The following is an 18393-nucleotide window of genomic DNA, read 5'->3' on the forward strand; positions in this document are numbered from 1 at the left end:
CCCGGGAAGATGCGGCACCCTGCCGATGCGGCGCACCCCCCTGGGCGAGGAGTCTCCTCGGTAGGACGACAGCCCGGCCGACCCGGCCGGAGCAGGGAATCCCGAAGGGGGCACCGCCATGATGGACTACGAGTTCATGCACTACCGCGCGAGGGAGCTGGAGCGCCGGGCCGCCCATGAGCGGCTGGTCAGCGAGGCCCGGGCCGCCCGGCGTGAGCGCGCCCGGAGCGAGCGGGCGGAGGCCGGGCGGGCGGAGCGCCGCCCAGGGCTGCTGCGCCGGCTGGCCAGCACCACCCGCCCGAGCCGTGCGGAGTCGGCGCCGACCAGGCTGGGCGAGTGCTGACCGCCCGGCCGCCGGCGGCGGCGAGGCCGGAGGGGAGGGACGCCCAGGGCGCCCTCCCCTCCGGCCGTCCGGGCGGCGCCGAAATCCTCCGGCCGCTGTCAGACCCTTGTGGCATGCTCGGCGACGTGGAGCACCTATCCGTCAGCCCCGTGTTCGTCGGCCGCAGCCGCGAGTCGGCCGTCCTCGCCGAGGCTCTCGGGCGGGCCGACACCGGGCTGCCGCAGGCCCTGCTCATCGGCGGCGAGGCCGGGGTCGGCAAGACCCGGCTGCTGGAGGAGTTCCTGACGTCCGCCTGCGCGGCCGGGGCCGTCACCGCGACCGGCGGCTGCCTGGAGGTCGGCGCCGAGGGCCTGCCGTACGCGCCGCTGGTCACCGCCCTGCGCCGACTGCACCGGGCGCTCGGCAGCGAGCTGGAGCAGGCCGCCGACGGCCATGAGAGCCGGCTCGCCCGGCTGCTGCCCGACTTCGGCGAGGCCGCGCCCGAGGCCAATGACGAGTACGGCCGCGCCCGGCTCTTCGAGCACACCGCCCGGCTCTTCGAGCGCCTCGCCGCCGACCGCACCCTGGTGCTCGCCGTGGAGGACCTGCACTGGTCCGACCGCTCCACCCGGGAACTGCTCGCCTACCTGATCCGCACCCTGCACCGGGCCAGGGTGGTCGTCGTCGCCACCTACCGCACCGACGACCTGCACCGCCGCCACCCGGTGCGGCCCTTCCTGGCCGAGCTGGAGCGGATGCGCACCGTCCAGCGGCTGGAGCTGCCCCGGCTGGCCCGCGCCGAGGTCGAGCAGCAGCTCGCCGGGATCCTCGGCACCGCAGCCCCCGACCGCGAGCTGGTCTCCCGCATCTACCGCCGCTCCGAGGGCAACCCCTTCTTCGTCGAGGAGCTGGCCTGCTGCGCCACCGAGGGGTGCGACGTCGGCCTCAGCGAGTCGCTCCGCGACATCCTGCTGGTCCGCGTGGAGGCGCTGCCCGAGCGGGCGCAGACCGTCGTCCGGGTCGCCGCCGAGGGCGGCTCCAGCGTCGAGTACGGCCTGCTCGCCGCCGTGCTGGCGCTGCCCGAGGACGACCTGATCGAGGCGCTGCGGGCCGCCGTCGGCGCCAACATCCTCGTCCCCGACCCGGAGGGCGAGGGGTACCGCTTCCGCCATGCCCTGGTCCGCGAGGCCGTGGTGGACGACCTGCTGCCCGGCGAGCGCAGCCGGATCAACCGCCGCTACGCCGACGCGCTGGAGGCCGACCCCGCCCTGGTCCGCTGCGATGTCCGGGCCGCCCGGCTGGCCAGCTACTGGTACCACGCCCACGACCCGGCCCGGGCGCTCCCCGCCGTGCTGCACGCCGGGCGTGAGGCCCGCCGCCGCAATGCCTTCGCCGAGCAGCTGCGGATGCTGGAGCGGGCGCTGGAGCTCTGGGACGACGTACCCGACCAGGTCCTGCTGGGGCTGCGCGCCTACGACTACGCCGACGAGTCATACCCGCCGTGCAGCTGCGACCCCGGCACCTGCGACGACGACTGCGAGCGGCTGCGCTTCGCGGATGTGCTGGCCGAGGCCACCGTCGCCGCCCGGCGGGCCGGCGACCGCGACCGGGGCCTGCGGTTCATCAAGATGGCGCTGCGGCAGGTGGACGAGCGCACCGACCCGCATCGCGCGGCCTGGTTCTGGCTTCAGCGCGGCCGCGCCGTGCGCTACTACAACGGCACCTTCGGCCGCCCCGAGCTGGAGCACGCCCGCGCCCTGGTGGAGGGCGGTCGCGCCACCGCCGTCCAGGCCGATGTGCTCAGCCGGATCGCCGCCGACGGCATGCTCACCTGCCCGACGCGCACCCATATCGAGGTGGCCGAGGGCGCCGCCGCCATCGCCCGCGAGGTCGGCGCCCGGACGGTGGAGCTGCACGCCCTGCTCACCCTGGGCACCCTGCGCTGCGACTTCGGCGAGACCGAGGCGGGCCTGGCCGGGCTGCGCGAGGTGTGCGCCGGCGCCGCCGAGCTGGACGACCCCGACCTGCACTGCCGGGCCGTCAACAACCTGGCCTCGCTGCTGGAGCAGCTGGGGCGGTCCGAGGAGGCCGTGCAGGTCGCCCGGGAGGGCCTGGAGCTCTCCCGGCGGTACGGGATGATCCGCTACAACGGCGCCATGATGACCGGCAACCTCGCCGAGCCGCTGATCTCGCTCGGCCACCACGAGGAGGCCGCCCGGCTGCTCGCCGAGACGGACGACCCGCCGGCCGACACCGTCAACGACGACTTCCTGGAGCGGCTGCGCGGTGAGCTGGCGCTGCTCCGGGACGACCCGGCGGAGGCGGGCCGCCATCTGGTCGGCGCCCGCAACCGGGCCAACACCGCCCAGCCGCAGAAGCTGCTGCCCGCCGCCGACCTGGCACTCCGCCTCGCCGCCCGCACCGGCCGCTTCGCCGACGCCCGGGCCGAGCTGCTGGCCGCCGCCGGCGACGGCTTCCCGGTCGGATTCGAGCAGTACGCCTGGCCGCTGCTGGTCCACGGGGTGGCGGCCGAGGCCGACTCCCGGGGCCTGCCCGCCGCCGACCCCGGCCGGGCCGAGGTGCTGGCCCAGGTCCGGGCCGCGGCGGCGCCGCTCTCCCGGGCGGTGCCGCTCTACCAGGGCTGGGCCCTGCTGCTGGACGCCGAACTCGCCCGCGCCGAGGGCCGGGACACGCCCGATAACTGGCTCCCCGCGCTGGAGGTGCTCCGCTCGATCGGCCGGCCGTACCCGCTGGCATCGGCGCTGCTGCGGGCGGCGGAGGCGCATGCGGCGGCCGGGGCCCGGGAGGAGGCGGGCGCCCTGCTGCGGGAGGCCGAGGCGGTCGGTCGGATCCGGGACGACGTCCGCCTGCTGCGCGAGGTCGCGCTCTTCGCGGAGCGGGCCCGGCTGGCCGTGGACGGCGGCGCCACCCGGCTGGCGGCTGCGGCGGCCCGTACGGCCGAGGACCCGGTGGCGGCGCTGGGGCTCACCGCCCGGGAGCGGGACGTACTGCGGCTGCTGGCCCTCGGCCGGACCAACCGGCAGATCGCCGAGGAGCTCTACATCTCGCCCAAGACGGCCAGCGTGCATGTCTCCAACATCCTGGCCAAGCTGGGCGTCGGCGGCCGGGGTGAGGCGGCGGCGGTGGCGCATCGGATGCGGTTGTTCCCGGGGGACGGTGTGGCCGTGGTGGGGGGCGTCTGAGGGGCTGGGCGTCGGCGGCCGGGGCGAGGCGGCGGCGGTGGCGCATCGGATGCGGTTGTTTCCGGGGGACGGTGTGGCTGTGGTGGGGGGCGTCTGAGGGGGTGGGCGTCGGCGGCCGGGGCGAGGCGGCGTCTGAGGGGACGGCGGCCGGACGGGTCAGCTGGAGGGTGGGCGCTGGACGACGACGCGGCCGGAGTCGAGGTTGATCGGCCCCTTGCCCGGTGCGCCGTCGCCCTCCTCGTCGCGGGTGACCAGCAGACGGTTGCGCTCGTCCTCCTGATGCTTGCGGCCGGGTGCGAACAGCTCCTCGAAGATCCCGCCGAACACGGTTCCTCCCTTCCCGGCCGAGGATCGGGTCCGCACGGCCGTACGAACCATCCTCACCCCGCGCCGCCGTCCGGCCAACCCCCGTCCCCACACCCGCGCGGCGCCCACGCCCGGCGGAGGCATAGATTCGGACACATGTCTGCTCCCGCCGCCGCACTGCTCCCGTATGAACCGGCCCAGTTCGAGGGGCTGCCGCCGGATCTGCCCGTTCATGTGTGGGACGGCGCCGCCCCGCCGCCCCCGCAGGAGATCCTGGACACCGTCGGCTTCTTCACCGTGCCCTATCTGGGCACCGCCGCCGCCCTCCCGCTGCTGCCCCGGATGCCCGCGCTGCGGGTGGTCCAGACGCTCACGGCGGGCGTGGACGACGTCCTGCCGTATCTGCCCGCCGGGGCGGTGCTCTGCAACGCCCGGGGCGTGCACGACGCCTCCACCGCCGAACTGGCACTGGCGCTGATCCTGGCCTCGCTCCGCGACATCCCCGGCTTTGTGCGGGGCCAGGACGCCGAGCAGTGGCGGTCCGGCTTCTACCCGGCGCTGGCCGACCGCACGGTGCTGGTGGTCGGGTACGGCTCGATCGGGACGGCGATCGAGGACCGGCTGACCCCGTTCGAGTGCCGGGTCCGCAGGGTGGCCCGCACCGCCCGGCAGACCCCGCGCGGCCCGGTGCACCCGCTCTCCGCGCTGCCGGACCTCCTCCCGGAGGCCGATGTGGTGGTGCTGGTGGTCCCGCAGACCGAGCAGAGCCGTGGACTGGTCGGCACGGAGTTCCTCTCCCGGATGCGGGACGGCGCGCTGCTGGTGAACGTCGGCCGGGGGCCGGTGGTGGACACCGCCGCGCTGCTCGCCGAGCTGGAGTCGGGACGGCTGCGCGCGGCGCTGGACGTCACCGACCCCGAGCCGCTGCCGCCGGGCCACCCGCTCTGGCATGCGCCCGGTGTGCTGATCAGCCCGCATGTGGGCGGCAGCAGCTCCGCCTTTCTGCCGCGCGCGCTGCGCCTGGTGAGTGCGCAGCTGCGCCGGTACGCCGCCGGGGAACTGCCGGACCATCAGGTGCACCACCGGCCGGAGCAAGGGGTCTGACGGGCCGTTTTCCCCCGACTGTGCTGTTCTCCCCGGATCCGGTTCATGTCCCCGCGCCCTTGCCGTTACTGTGAGTTGTGCAAGTGTATCGCTGAGTGACGGGAGGTGTATCCTCTCGTCCGGAAGTGCGGGCGGGGTGTGGCCTTGGCCGAACCTTTGGGCCCGGAGGGGGAGATATCGGTTGACTTCCACCGATGCCGGGCTGCCCGAAGTGCCGCAGTCCGACGCCCGGACCACCGGGGCCACCCGGCTGCCCCGGCTGCTGCTCGCCGTGGTCTGCTGCGCCTATGCGGTCGGGGCCGCCACCGGCTGGGGGTCCACGGCGGTGGCCGCCTTCATGGGTGACTTCGGCCTGGCCGGAGCCGCGCTCGCCGCCTCCGTCTCCTGCCTGGTGCGCGGCTGCCGGGTGCGCGGCCGGGCCCGCCCCGCCTGGCTGCTCTTCGGCACCTCCTCCCTGATGGCCGCCCTCGGCAATGGCACCTGGGGCTGGTACGAGGTGGTGCTGCACGTCCCCGTGCCCTACCCCTCCATCGCCGACTACGCCTTTCTGCTCTTCGCGCCGCCCGCCATCGTCGGCCTGCTGGTGCTCGCCCACCGGCCGCACACCCCGGCCGGCTGGGTCTGCCTGCTGCTGGACGGCTGGCTGATCACCGGCTCGCTGCTCACCCTGAGCTGGAGCGTGGCGCTGGCCCGCATCGCGCGCGGCGAGGAGGGCAGCCCGCTCCAGCTCTCCCTGGCACTGGCCTATCCGCTGCTGGACATCCTGCTGGTCAGCATTGTGCTGGGGCTGCGCTTCCGGGGCCGCGACGGCAACCGGACCGCCGTGAACACGGCCATACTCGCTCTGGCCGTCACGGTGATCAGCGACGCGCTGTGGACCTCGCCGACGCTGCGCAACGGCTACCACTCGGGCGAGTTCCTGGACGCCGGGTGGTTCGCCGGCAGTGTGCTGCTCGCCTGGGCCCCCTGGGTGCCGGGGCGCTCCCGGCGGCGGTCCGGGCCGCTGCCCGACCACCCCTCGATGGCCGGCCGCCGCCGGGCCGTCTCCTGGTTCAGCGCCCTCACCCCGTACCTGGCCGCCGGGGTCTGCACCGCCGCGCTGCTCTACAACACCCTCGGCAGCCGCTCCATGGACCGGGTGGTGCTGGTCACCGCCTGCACGGTGGTGCTCGCCCTGATCGTCCGGCAGGGCATCACCCTGCTCGACAACATCTCGCTGGCGCAGGAGCTGGCCCAGAAGGAGGCCCACTTCCGCTCGCTGGTCCAGGGCTCCAGCGATGTCATCATGATCGCCGGTCCGGACGGTGTGCTCTCCTATGTCTCCCCGGCGGCGCTCGGCGTCTACGGCCGCGACCCGGCCGGGCTGGTCGGCGGCCGGCTGCTGGACCTGGTCCACCCCGACGACTCCGGCCATGTGCTGTGGGAGGTCAGGCGGTTCCTGGCCAAGGGGCCCGGGACCGAGCCCTCCGCCCGGGTGGAGTGCCGCATCCGCTCCGGCGGCGGGGAGTGGCTCCATGTGGAGTCCACCATCAACCGCTACCGCGACGGCCTGATCCTCAACAGCCGGGACGTCACCGAGCGGGTCCGCCTCCAGGCGCAGCTCCAGCACAACGCCTTCCACGACCCGCTCACCGACCTGCCCAACCGCGCCCTCTTCACCGACCGGGTGCGGGCCGCCCTGTCGGGGGTGCGCGGCGAGGGCCGCACCGTCGCGCTGCTCTTCCTCGACCTCGACGGCTTCAAGGCGGTCAATGACACCGCCGGTCATGCGATCGGCGACGAACTGCTGGTCCGAGCCGCCCGCCGCCTCCAGGAGGCGGTACGCGCCGAGGACACTGTGGCCAGACTCGGCGGCGACGAGTTCGCCGCGCTGGTGGCCGGGCGGCTCGACGAGGACCATGTCCGCGACATCGCCGAGCGGCTGCGCACCGTCCTCTCCCAGCCGTACCGGCTCGGCGGCTCCGAGCTGACCGTCGCCGCCAGCATCGGCATCGCCTTCGCCGAGCCCGGCGCCGCCCCGGCCGAGCTGATGCGCAACGCCGACCTGGCGATGTACCGGGCCAAGTCGACCGGCAAGGACCGGGTCGCCGTCTACTCCCCGGAGCTCCGCGCCGATCTGGCCCGCCGCACCGGGCTGGAGCAGCGGCTGCGCGGCGCCGTCCGGGACGGCCGGCTCACCCTGCTGCACCAGCCGGTGGTGGACCTGGTGAGCGGCGAGGTCGCCGCCGTGGAGGCGCAGGCCCGCTGGCGGTCCGCGCAGGGGCTGCTGCTCACCCCGGCGGAGTTCCTGGCGGTCGGGGAGGCGGGCGACCGCACCGCGCGCCTCGCCCGCTGGCTGGTCCGGCAGTCCGTGGCGGAGGCGGCGGTCCGCTGGCGCGGCGACCGGGAGCGGGGCGACCGCGAGGTGCCGGTGGCCGTGCGGCTGCCCGCCCGGCGGCTGGTCGCGCCCGGCGTCTTCGAGACCGTCGAGCAGGCGCTGCGGGAGAGCGGCCTGCCGCCCCGCCGGCTGATCCTCGCCGTGGGCGGCGGTCCCGACGACACCCTGGGCGGCAGCCTGGACGAACTGGCCCGCCGGCTGGCCGAGCTGCGCCGGCTCGGCGTCCGGGTGGCCCTGGACGGCTTCGGTACCGGCCCTGCCTCGCTGACCTGGCTGCGGCGGCTCCCGGTGGACGTGCTCCGGCTGGACCGCTCCCTGGTACGCGGGGTGGCGGAGTCGGCGGTCTCCCGGACCCTGGTCGGCCATGTGCTGCGGCTGGGCCGCGACCTCGGCCTGCTGACGGTGGCCGAGGGGGTGGACGGGCCCCGGCAGGCCGCCGTCCTCCGGGAGCTGGGCTGCCGTCATGCGCAGGGGCTGCACTTCGCCGGGCCGCTGGACGACCACCGGCTGCGCGGGGTGCTGCTGCGGCGCAGCCTCCCGGTGCCGGGGCCCGGGGCCCCGCCGTCGCCCCGGCCGCCGTCGACCACTCTTTCGGAGGGCTGCGCGGACCGCAGGCGGGAGCGGGTGCCGCGCCACCATCAGGTCTCCGACCTGCCAGAACGCCGTTCCATCGAGGGTCCGCATGATGAGACTCCCGTCCCACCCGCTTGACACCACCCTTGGCCCAGGAGGAAGGTCAAGGCCATGCGCACCCGAATTCTCGTACTTGGCGAGCGCGTCGGCTGACCCGGACAGCAGTACCGGATCGCAGAATGCCGACGCGCTACCCCTCGCATGCCCTGGGCACGAGGGGTTTTTTGTTGCACAGAACCCGTTCCACCACCGCCCCGAACCGCCGGAAGAACCCGAAGAAGGCGTGAAGGGCCGCGATTCGCAGTCCACCGCAGGCGCCGCGCACCATGGAAGACAGCAGCCACGTGACGCCGAGCGACCGCCCAGGGCCCCTCACCCTGTGCGCAACCGGAGAAGAGACAGAGCAGATGAATGAGCAGGCCGCCCCGCATCGCGGGGACCACCCGGCAGCCCACTCCGCTACCGGCTCCCACGCCGCAGAGACGATGACCGGCGCCCAGTCGCTCATCCGCTCCCTTGAGGCCGTAGGCGCCGACACCGTCTTCGGCATCCCGGGCGGCGCCATCCTTCCCGCGTACGACCCGCTGATGGACTCCGCCAGGGTCCGCCACATCCTGGTCCGCCACGAGCAGGGCGCCGGCCACGCGGCGGAGGGCTATGCGCAGGCCACCGGCAAGGTCGGCGTCTGCATGGCGACCTCCGGCCCGGGCGCGACCAACCTGGTCACCCCGATCGCCGACGCGTACATGGACTCCGTCCCCATGGTCGCCATCACCGGCCAGGTGGCCAGCGCCTCGATCGGTACGGACGCCTTCCAGGAGGCGGACATCTGCGGCATCACCATGCCGATCACCAAGCACAACTACCTGGTCACCGACCCAGCCGAGATCCCCCGGGTGATCGCCGAGGCCTTCCACATCGCCTCCACCGGCCGCCCCGGCCCGGTGCTGGTCGACATCGCCAAGGACGCCCTCCAGAAGCAGACCGTCTTCCGCTGGCCGCCCGAGACCTCGCTGCCCGGCTACCGGCCCGTCACCAAGCCGCACGCCAAGCAGATCCGCGAGGCCGCCCGGCTGCTGGTGAACGCCAAGCGCCCGGTGCTCTACGTCGGCGGCGGTGTGCTCAAGGCCCGCGCCACCGCAGAGCTGCGCATCCTCGCCGAGCTGACCGGCGCCCCGGTCACCACCACCCTGATGGCCCTCGGCGCCTTCCCGGACAGCCACCCGCAGCACCTGGGCATGCCCGGAATGCACGGCACCGTCCCGGCGGTCACCGCACTCCAGAAGGCCGACCTGATCTTCGCCCTGGGCGCCCGCTTCGACGACCGGGTCACCGGAAAGCTGGACAGCTTCGCCCCGCACGCCAAGATCGTCCACGCCGACATCGACCCGGCCGAGATCGGCAAGAACCGCGCCGCCGACGTGCCGATCGTCGGCGACGCCCGCGAGGTGCTGGCCGACCTGATCGTGGCCGTCCAGGCCGAGCACGAGGCCGGCCGCAAGGGCGACTACACCGCCTGGTGGAAGCGGCTGAACGAGTGGAAGACCACCTACCCGCTCGGCTACGCCCCCGCCCCGGCGGGCGAGCTCTCCCCGCAGCAGGTGATCGAGCGGATCGGCCAGCTGGTCGGCCCGGACGCGATCTACGCGGCGGGCGTCGGCCAGCACCAGATGTGGACCTCCCAGTTCATCGGCTTCGAGAAGCCCGCGACCTGGCTGAACTCCGGCGGCGCCGGGACCATGGGCTACGCCGTCCCGGCGGCGATGGGCGCCAAGGCCGGCTGCCCCGACACCCAGGTCTGGGCGATCGACGGCGACGGCTGCTTCCAGATGACCAACCAGGAACTGGTCACCTGCGCGCTCAACAACATCCCGATCAAGGTCGCGGTCATCAACAACGGCTCGCTGGGCATGGTCCGCCAGTGGCAGACCCTCTTCTACAACCAGCGGTACTCCAACACCGTGCTGCACAGCGGCCCGGGCCACGACGGGGTGGCACCCCCGGCGGCCGGCACCCGCGTCCCGGACTTCGTCAAGCTGGCCGAGGCCATGGGCTGCTACGGGCTGCGCTGCGAGAGCCCCGACCAGCTGGACGCGGTGATCAAGGAAGCGATGTCGATCAACGACGCCCCGGTCGTCATCGACTTCATCGTGCACCAGGACGCCATGGTGTGGCCGATGGTCGCCGCCGGCACCAGCAACGACGAGATCATGGCCGCCCGCGACGTCCGCCCCGACTTCGGCGACGAGCTGGACTGAGACCACCCCGCAGGGACCCAGCAGAACCGAGGAAGCCTCTCCCATGTCCAAGCACACGCTCTCCGTCCTGGTCGAGAACAAGCCCGGCGTGCTCGCCCGCATCGCCGCGCTCTTCTCCCGCCGGGGATTCAACATCGACTCGCTCGCCGTCGGGCCCACCGAGCACCCCGACGTCTCCCGGATGACCATCGTCGTCCAGGTGGAGGACCTCCCCCTGGAGCAGGTCACCAAGCAGCTCAACAAGCTGGTCAACGTGATAAAGATCGTCGAGCTGGACCCGGTCGCCGCCGTCCGGCGCGAACTGGTGCTGGTGAAGGTCCGCGCCGACGCCGAGACCCGCTCCCAGGTCACCGAGATCGTCCAGCTCTTCCGCGCCAAGACGGTCGACGTCTCACCCGACGCCGTGACCATCGAGGCCACCGGCAGCTCCGACAAGCTCGAAGCCATGCTCCGCATGCTGGAGCCGTACGGCATCAAGGAACTGGTGCAGTCCGGCATGGTGGCCATCGGCCGTGGCGCCCGGTCCATCACCGACCGGTCGCTGCGCGCCCTCGACCGCTCCGCCTAGAGACGCCCGCGTCTCAACAACCGACTACCTACCGCACCCGACAACCCGGTCCGCGTACGGTGAGTACGCAACCGGTGTCACCACCATCACGCAAGGAGATGTGCCCCCGTGGCCGAGCTGTTCTACGACGACGACGCCGACCTGTCCATCATCCAGGGCCGCAAGGTCGCGGTCCTCGGCTACGGCAGCCAGGGCCACGCCCACGCCCTGTCGCTCCGTGACTCGGGCGTCGATGTGCGGGTGGGCCTGCACGAGGGCTCCACCTCCAAGGTCAAGGCCGAGGAGCAGGGCCTGCGCGTGGTGACGCCGGCCGAGGCTTCCGCCGAGGCCGACGTGATCATGATCCTGGTGCCGGACCCGATCCAGGCGGACGTCTACAAGGAGTCCGTGGAGCCGCACCTGAAGGACGGCGACGCGCTGTTCTTCGGCCACGGCTTCAACATCCGGTTCGGCTTCATCAAGCCCCCGGCCAATGTCGACGTCTGCATGGTCGCCCCCAAGGGCCCGGGCCACCTGGTCCGCCGCCAGTACGAGGAGGGTCGCGGCGTCCCCTGCATCGTGGCCGTCGAGCAGGACGCCACCGGCAAGGCGTTCGAGCTGGCCCTCTCCTACGCCAAGGGCATCGGCGGCACCCGCGCCGGCGTCATCAAGACCACCTTCACCGAGGAGACCGAGACCGACCTCTTCGGTGAGCAGGCGGTCCTCTGCGGCGGCGCCTCGGCGCTGGTCAAGGCGGGCTTCGAGACCCTGGTCGAGGCCGGCTACCAGCCGGAGATCGCCTACTTCGAGTGCCTCCACGAGCTGAAGCTCATCGTCGACCTGATGTACGAGGGCGGCCTGGAGAAGATGCGCTGGTCGATCTCCGAGACCGCCGAGTGGGGCGACTACGTCACCGGCCCGCGGGTCGTCACCGACGCCACCAAGGCCGAGATGAAGAAGGTCCTGTCGGAGATCCAGGACGGCACCTTCGCCACCACCTGGATGGCCGAGTACAAGGGCGGCCTGAAGAAGTACAACGCGTACAAGAAGGCCGACAGCGAGCACCTGCTGGAGACCACCGGCAGGAAGCTGCGCAAGCTGATGAGCTGGGTCGACGAGGAGGCCTGAGCCTCCCCGGCGGCGGCGGCCGTCCCCACCGGGGGCGGCCGCCGCCGCGCTTCACCCCTCCGCCCGAGCCTAAGTTTTTGTCCGGCCTGTAGATCCCGTGCGAGTGATTCCGCCGTGAGGGAAGAGGTCGGCACTCCGTACGTCGATACACTTCCGAGTGCGCGTCAGGCTCACAGCGTCGTGCGTCTTCAACGCGGCATGCCACCATTCCCCATGCCGCTGTTCCCGTCGCCGGAAACAGCCCCGCGAGGTACGCCACCCACGACCCGCGGCCGGGGGAGAACCGGACAGTAAGGACAAACTGTCGTGAGCGCTGCAACACATCAGAAGCCTGTCGTTCTCATCGCCGAAGAGCTCTCGCCCGCCACCGTCGACGCGCTGGGTCCGGACTTCGAGATCCGGCACTGCAACGGCGCCGACCGGGCCGAGCTGCTGCCGGCCATCGCCGACGTCGACGCCATCCTCGTCCGCAGCGCCACCAAGGTGGACGCGGAGGCCATCGCCGCCGCCGGGAAGCTCAAGGTGGTCGCCCGGGCCGGCGTCGGCCTGGACAATGTGGACGTCTCCGCCGCCACCAAGGCCGGCGTGATGGTGGTCAACGCGCCGACCTCCAACATCGTCACCGCCGCCGAGCTCGCCTGCGGCCTGCTGATCTCGGTCGCCCGCAATATCGCACCGGCCAACACCGCCCTGAAGAACGGCGAGTGGAAGCGGTCCAAGTACACCGGTGTCGAGCTGGCCGAGAAGACCCTCGGCGTGGTCGGCCTCGGCCGGATCGGCGTGCTGGTCGCGCAGCGGATGTCCGCCTTCGGCATGAAGGTGGTCGCCTACGACCCCTACATCCAGGCCGCCCGCGCCGCCCAGATGGGCGTCAAGCTGCTCTCCCTGGACGAGCTGCTGGAGGTGTCGGACTTCATCACCGTCCACCTCCCCAAGACCCCGGAGACCCTCGGCCTGATCGGCGACGAGGCGCTGCACAAGGTCAAGCCCACCGTGCGGATCGTCAATGCGGCCCGTGGCGGCATCGTCGACGAGTCGGCGCTGGTCAGCGCGCTCAAGGAGGGCCGCGTCGCCGCCGCCGGCCTGGATGTCTTCGCCAAGGAGCCGTGCACCGACTCCCCGCTCTTCGAGTTCGACAATGTGGTGGCCACCCCGCACCTGGGCGCCTCCACCGACGAGGCCCAGGAGAAGGCCGGCATCGCCGTCGCCCGCTCGGTGCGGCTGGCGCTCGCCGGCGAGCTGGTCCCGGACGCGGTCAACGTCCAGGGCGGCGTGATCGCCGAGGATGTACGCCCCGGCCTGCCGCTCGCCGAGAAGCTCGGCCGCATCTTCACCGCGCTGGCCGGCGAGGTCGCCGTCCGGCTCGATGTCGAGGTGCGCGGCGAGATCACCCAGCATGACGTCAAGGTGCTGGAGCTCTCCGCGCTCAAGGGCGTCTTCGAGGACGTCGTCGCCGAGACCGTCTCCTATGTCAACGCGCCGCTCTTCGCCCAGGAGCGCGGCGTCGAGGTACGGCTGACCACCAGCAGCGAGTCGCCGGAGCACCGCAACGTCATCACGGTGCGCGGCACCCTCGCCGACGGCAGCGAGGTGTCGGTCTCCGGCACCCTCTCCGGCCCCAAGCGCATCCAGAAGATCGTCGGCGTCGACTCCTTCGACGTGGACGTGGTCCTCACCGACCACATGGCGTTCTTCCAGTACGAGGACCGGCCGGGCGTGGTCGGCACCCTCGGCCGGATCCTCGGCGACGCCTCCATCAACATCGCGGGCATGCAGGTCGCCCGGGACGACGAGTCCGGCCAGGCGCTGGTGTCGCTCACCGTGGACAGCGAGATCCCGCAGCCGGTGCTGGGCGAGATCGCCGCCGAGATCGGCGCCCGGTTCGCCCGCTCGGTGGACCTCGGCGACTGACCCCGCCCCACCCGGTCCCGCACCTGCGAGGGCCCCGCTGCCACCCGGCGGCGGGGCCCTTGTGCATTCCCTCGCCGGGGGGTGGCCGTCTCAGATAGTAGGAAGTCCGAGTAATTCCGCGACATCGGTCGCCACCTCGGCGTACCGTGAAGAAGCCATACGGTTCGCGGCCCTTGTGTCCGGCCAACCCCGCCGGACTGCCGCCCGTCTGTGCCGTACGCGATTGGGCAGGCCACCCCTGCCGGCGTACCGCCGCCCCCGCCATGTCGAGGCCCTGCACCCAGCACAGCTGCATCTCCCCTGCCCCGGAATGACACGGAACGGAGTCCCGGTATGCCCACCACCACGCCTGACACCACCGCCAAGCGCGAGGACACCGCGCGCCGCAACGCCGCCGCAGCCCTCCAGCGGGCCCTGGACCGCCGTGACAACGGCGGCGCGACCGGCCACTGACCCCCGGACGCCACTGATCGTCCGGACGGGTGAGGCCGAAATCGCCCGAACGAGTGCACCCGGCCGCCCCCGGGCCCGCCGCCCAGGCCTCTCGGCGGGCCGATCGTAATTTGATCCCTCCGGGAGGGTGATCGCCGCTCGCGCGGTGCGTGCGGCCGCCGACCGGCTGCGGAGGGCCCCCGTACCTCCGCAGCGGGCCGCGGATCAGTCAACCCCTTCCGGGGGAGGCCGATCCGTGCGTACGCCCCGACCCCAGGACACCGTCCACCGCCGCCGGGCCCTGGTACGCCGGGCCGCAGCGGGCAGCGTGGTGCTCGCCCTGCTCGCGGCCCCCGGCCTGCTCGACCACACCCCACCGGGCGGCGCCGAACCCGTCTCCCGGGCCGAGACCGCCCCCACACCGGACGGCGACCCGGTCACCGCCCTGCTGGAACTGGACACCGCCACCAGCTGGCAGGCGTGGCGCAGCGCCCAGGAGAGCGCCCGCCGCGCCCGCCGCTCACCGGAGGCCACCCGCCGCGCCGCCGCGTCCGCCGGTGGACAGCAGCGCCGCATGATCGCCACTGCCGCCGACCGCATTGCACAGGAGCTGCGCACCGCCGTCCCCGACGCCCAGGTCCTCTACCGCACCCTCGCCGTGGTCTCCGGCCTGGCCGTACGGGTGCCCGCCGGGGAACTGGGCGCACTGCGCTCGCTGCCCGGCGTCCGCGCGGTCCACCCGATCGCCCACAAGCACCGCGCCAACGCCTACTCCGTACCGCTCACCGGCTCTCCCACCGTCTGGGCCGGAACGGACGCGGTACCCGGGAACACCGGGCAGGGCGTCACCATCGGCATCGTCGACAGCGGCATCGACTACACCCACGCCGACTTCGGCGGCCCCGGCACCGCCGCCGCCTTCAAGGCCGTGGACGGCAGCCGGCCCGCACCTCCCGGGCTCTTCCCCAACGCCAAGGTCGTCGGCGGCTGGGACTTCGTCGGCGACGACTACAACACCGACCCCGCCGAGCCGTCCTACGACCCGAAACCGCACCCGGACGCCAACCCGCTCGACTGCACCGCCAACGGGCACGGCACCCATGTCGCGGGCACCGCCGCCGGGTTCGGCGTCACCCGCGACGGCGCGACCTATACCGGCCCCTACCGGCCGGGGCTGGACCCCGACTCCTTCCTGGTCGGCCCCGGCGCCGCGCCCGGCGCCCGGCTGTACGCGCTGCGGGTCTTCGGCTGCAACGGTGCCAGCGACGAGATCGCCCACGCCCTGGACCGGGCCGCCGACCCCAACCAGGACGGCGACTTCTCCGACCGGCTGGACGTGGTCAACCTCTCCCTCGGCGGCAGCTTCGGCGACCCCGGCGACGGCGACGCGGTGGCCGCCGAGCGGCTGGCCGCCACGGGCACGGTGGTGGTCGCCTCGGCGGGCAACGACGGCGATGTCTACGGCGTCGGCTCCAGCCCGGCCATCGCCCCCCGGGTCATCTCCGTCGCCGCCTCGGTCGACGGCCACACCGACGCCGACGGCATCCGCATCCTGCCCCCACCCGGCGCGAGCCCAGGCGCCGCAGCCGCTGCCCCGGGCGGCCCGGCCTCCGGCGGCGGGGGAGCGGGCACGGTGGGTTCAGGCCCGGGCGGCCCGGTGCAGGGTTCAGCCGGGCGGCCCGGCTTGGGTGACGCGGCGTCGGCCAGTGGGGGCACAGGCGGCGGTGACGTTGCCTCGTCAGTGCGCGCCATCGGGCCCGGCCTGGGTGGCGTGGCTTCGGCCGGCGGGGGAGCGGGTCCGGGCGGCCCGGTCGGGCGGCCCGGTCCGGGGGGTGGGGGCGGCGCTACCGCTGCTGTCCGGGCCGGCCGGCCCGTGCCGGGCGGGCCCGCTGTGGATCCGGGCGTGCCCGTGGAACCCGGGCCCGAGGCCGGGGCTGTCGTGCCCGCTCACTGGAGCAGCAAGTACACCGGATGGGACACCCAGGACGTCACCGGGGAGCTCGTCCTGCCCGGGCCAGGCAACGCCGACGGCTGTACGCCCTTCGGGCCCGCCGACGCCGCCCGGCTGCGCGGCCGGGTCGCGGTGGTCGCCTGGACCACCCGGGACTCCGACCGGGCCTGCGGCTCCGGCGCCCGCGCCGACCGGGCCGCCGACGCCGGGGCAGTCGGGGTGATCTTCGCCGCCGACGGCGACGAGATCGGCGAGATCGCGGGCAACGCCCGCATCCCGGCCGTGATCGTGGCCCGGGAGGACGGCGAGCGGCTGCGCGCCGCCGCCGCGTCGGCCACCCCCGTACGGGTGCAGCTCGCCGCCCCCGGCAACACCCTGCGCGGCTCGGTCGCGCAGGACCAGCCGGAGCGGACCGACATGCTCGCCGAGTTCTCCTCCCGGGGCAATGGACTGCCCGGCCTGGTCAAGCCGGACATCACCGCGCCCGGCGAGACCATCCTCTCCGCCGCCGTGGGCACCGGCAGCCGGGGCGTCCGCAAGGACGGCACCTCCATGTCGGCGCCGCACCTCGCCGGAGTCGCCGCCCTGGTCCGCGCCGCCCACCCGGAGTGGACGGCGGAGCAGGTCAAGGCCGCCCTGATGAACACCGCCAACGCCGACCTGACCACCGGCCCCAGGGGCACCGGAGAGGTGTACGGGCCGGAGCGGGTGGGCGCCGGGCGGGTCCGCGCCGACCTGGCCGTCCGCACCCCCGCCATCGCCTATGCGGTCGGCGAGGGGGTGCCGACCGGCGCGGTGGGCGTCTCCTTCGGCGAGGTGCCGGTCACCGGCCCGCTCTCGCTCACCCGCGAGGTGGAGGTCCGCAACCTGGGCGACCGGCCGCTCACCTACCGCACCGGCTACCGCGCCGCCACCGAGGTCCGGGGGGCGGGGTACACGGTCTCCCCGGCGGAGGTGGCCGTCCCGGTGGGCGGCACCGCCCGGGTCCGGGTCACCCTGGCGGTACCGGTGCCCGCCGCGCTGGACCGGCACCCCGACCCGACCCTCGAACTGCGGCAGGCCGGACACGCCCGCGTCTACCGTCCGGAGGCCTCCGGCCGGCTGCTGCTCACCCCCGTGGGCGACGCCCCGGAAGCGCCGCAGCTGCGGGTGCCGGTCTTCGCCGCCCCGCGCCCCGCGTCCGAGCTGGCCGGGGAACTCTCCGCCCGCCTGCCGATCGACCTGGCGGGCCGACCGGGCCTGCTGCTCCGGATCGGTGGCGAAGCCGCCCCCGCCGGGCCGAGGGCCGAGCCGTCCTCGCTGGTCAGCGCCTTCGTCCTGGGCGGTCAGGGCACCCGCTGGCCGGACTGCGGCCCCCGCCACTCCCCGGGCAGGGACTGTGCCTCCTCCCCCCGGGACCGGATCGCCGACCTGCGGCTGGCGGGCGCGGCCAGCGATGCACCGGCGGTCGCCGCCCGGGGCGGCGACCCGCTGGAGGACGGCATCCTCTATCTGGTGGCGACCACCTGGGCGGCGGCTGCCACCCCGGTGGGCAAGGCCGCGGTGCGGGCTTCGCTGGACACCGACGGCGACGGCCGCACCGATGTGGTGGTCGAGGCCGACCGGCTGACCGGCAGCGATGTCCTGGTCGCCCGCACCCTGGACGCCACCACCGGCAAGGAACTGGATGTGCAGCCGCTCAACGGCCGGTGGGGCGACACCGACACGGGCCTGCTGGACAGCGACACCGTGGTGCTGCCGGTGCGGCTCTCCGCACTGCCCGGCCTGCGGCAGAGCACCGCGCGGATCCGGTACGCCCTGTGGACCGGGCTGCCGCAGAGCAGCGGCGTCCCCGATGCGGGCCGCGCCCTGGACGCGATCGGGCTGGTCGACGGCCACCCGTCGCTGCCGCTGAATGTGCTGCACCCGGCGCTGGACATCCGGGTCGGCGCGGGCGGCCGGGCGGCGGTGGCGGTGCCGGAGGAGCCGGGCACGCTGCTGGCGGTGCGCCGCGACCTGTGGGCGTACGCCTTGCAGGGCCCGGGCGCGCTGCTGCTGGTCCACCATGGCAACGCCGCCGGCCGGCGCACCCAGGTGGTGCCGCTGCCGATCTGGTGAACGCCGCCGATCTGGTGAACGCCGGGCCCGGCCCGACCGGTCACACCCCGCCGGTCGGGCCGCTGACCAGCCATCGTCCATATAGCGGACACGGGATGTCAGCCCCTGGACGGCCGAGTAGGGT

Annotated in this window: 10 protein-coding genes; 9 read left to right on the top strand and 1 reads right to left on the bottom strand. The window is 74.0% G+C overall.

Annotated features, from left to right (window positions below; genetic code table 11):
• Window positions 1–118: 118 nt before the first annotated feature.
• Window positions 119–343 carry a hypothetical protein gene (locus C7M71_RS21235; RefSeq protein WP_114914473.1) on the top strand — a complete coding sequence of 75 codons (225 nt, stop codon included), beginning with the start codon at window positions 119–121 and terminating at the stop codon, window positions 341–343.
• A gap of 113 nt (window positions 344–456) precedes the next feature.
• Window positions 457–3525 (top strand): helix-turn-helix transcriptional regulator, encoded by a 3069-nt coding sequence (locus C7M71_RS32960; RefSeq protein ID WP_114914474.1) that lies wholly within the window; start codon window positions 457–459, stop codon window positions 3523–3525.
• Between the two features lie 156 nt (window positions 3526–3681).
• On the opposite strand, the gene C7M71_RS31085 is transcribed toward C7M71_RS32960, so the two are convergent.
• Window positions 3682–3852 carry a DUF6191 domain-containing protein gene (locus tag C7M71_RS31085; protein WP_175607718.1) on the bottom strand — a complete coding sequence of 57 codons (171 nt, stop codon included), beginning with the start codon at window positions 3850–3852 and terminating at the stop codon, window positions 3682–3684.
• A gap of 135 nt (window positions 3853–3987) precedes the next feature.
• On the opposite strand from C7M71_RS31085, the gene C7M71_RS21245 reads away from it, so the two are divergent.
• The 7 genes from C7M71_RS21245 (at window position 3988) to C7M71_RS21275 (ending at window position 18269) form a co-directional block, all read left to right on the top strand.
• Complete coding sequence (locus C7M71_RS21245; RefSeq protein ID WP_111492062.1) at window positions 3988–4935, top strand: 2-hydroxyacid dehydrogenase; 948 nt, start codon at window positions 3988–3990, stop codon at window positions 4933–4935.
• A gap of 181 nt (window positions 4936–5116) precedes the next feature.
• Window positions 5117–8023, top strand: coding sequence for a putative bifunctional diguanylate cyclase/phosphodiesterase (locus tag C7M71_RS21250; protein WP_407675929.1), 2907 nt, complete (start codon window positions 5117–5119; stop codon window positions 8021–8023).
• A gap of 329 nt (window positions 8024–8352) precedes the next feature.
• Window positions 8353–10203 carry an acetolactate synthase large subunit gene (locus C7M71_RS21255; RefSeq protein ID WP_111492063.1) on the top strand — a complete coding sequence of 617 codons (1851 nt, stop codon included), beginning with the start codon at window positions 8353–8355 and terminating at the stop codon, window positions 10201–10203.
• Window positions 10204–10246: 43 nt separating this feature from the next.
• The gene (ilvN, locus tag C7M71_RS21260) at window positions 10247–10771 is read left to right on the top strand and encodes an acetolactate synthase small subunit (protein WP_111492064.1); all 525 of its coding nucleotides are present in this window, start codon (window positions 10247–10249) and stop codon (window positions 10769–10771) included.
• A 108-nt stretch (window positions 10772–10879) separates the two neighbouring features.
• Window positions 10880–11878 (top strand): ketol-acid reductoisomerase, encoded by a 999-nt coding sequence (gene ilvC / locus C7M71_RS21265; protein WP_111492065.1) that lies wholly within the window; start codon window positions 10880–10882, stop codon window positions 11876–11878.
• A gap of 306 nt (window positions 11879–12184) precedes the next feature.
• Window positions 12185–13789: a phosphoglycerate dehydrogenase gene (gene serA, locus C7M71_RS21270; protein ID WP_111492066.1), complete on the top strand. Its 1605-nt coding sequence runs from the start codon at window positions 12185–12187 to the stop codon at window positions 13787–13789.
• Between the two features lie 688 nt (window positions 13790–14477).
• Window positions 14478–18269 carry a S8 family serine peptidase gene (locus tag C7M71_RS21275; protein ID WP_114914475.1) on the top strand — a complete coding sequence of 1264 codons (3792 nt, stop codon included), beginning with the start codon at window positions 14478–14480 and terminating at the stop codon, window positions 18267–18269.
• Window positions 18270–18393: the final 124 nt, after the last annotated feature.

This window comes from Peterkaempfera bronchialis, assembly GCF_003258605.2.
Lineage (GTDB): Bacteria > Actinomycetota > Actinomycetes > Streptomycetales > Streptomycetaceae > Peterkaempfera > Peterkaempfera bronchialis.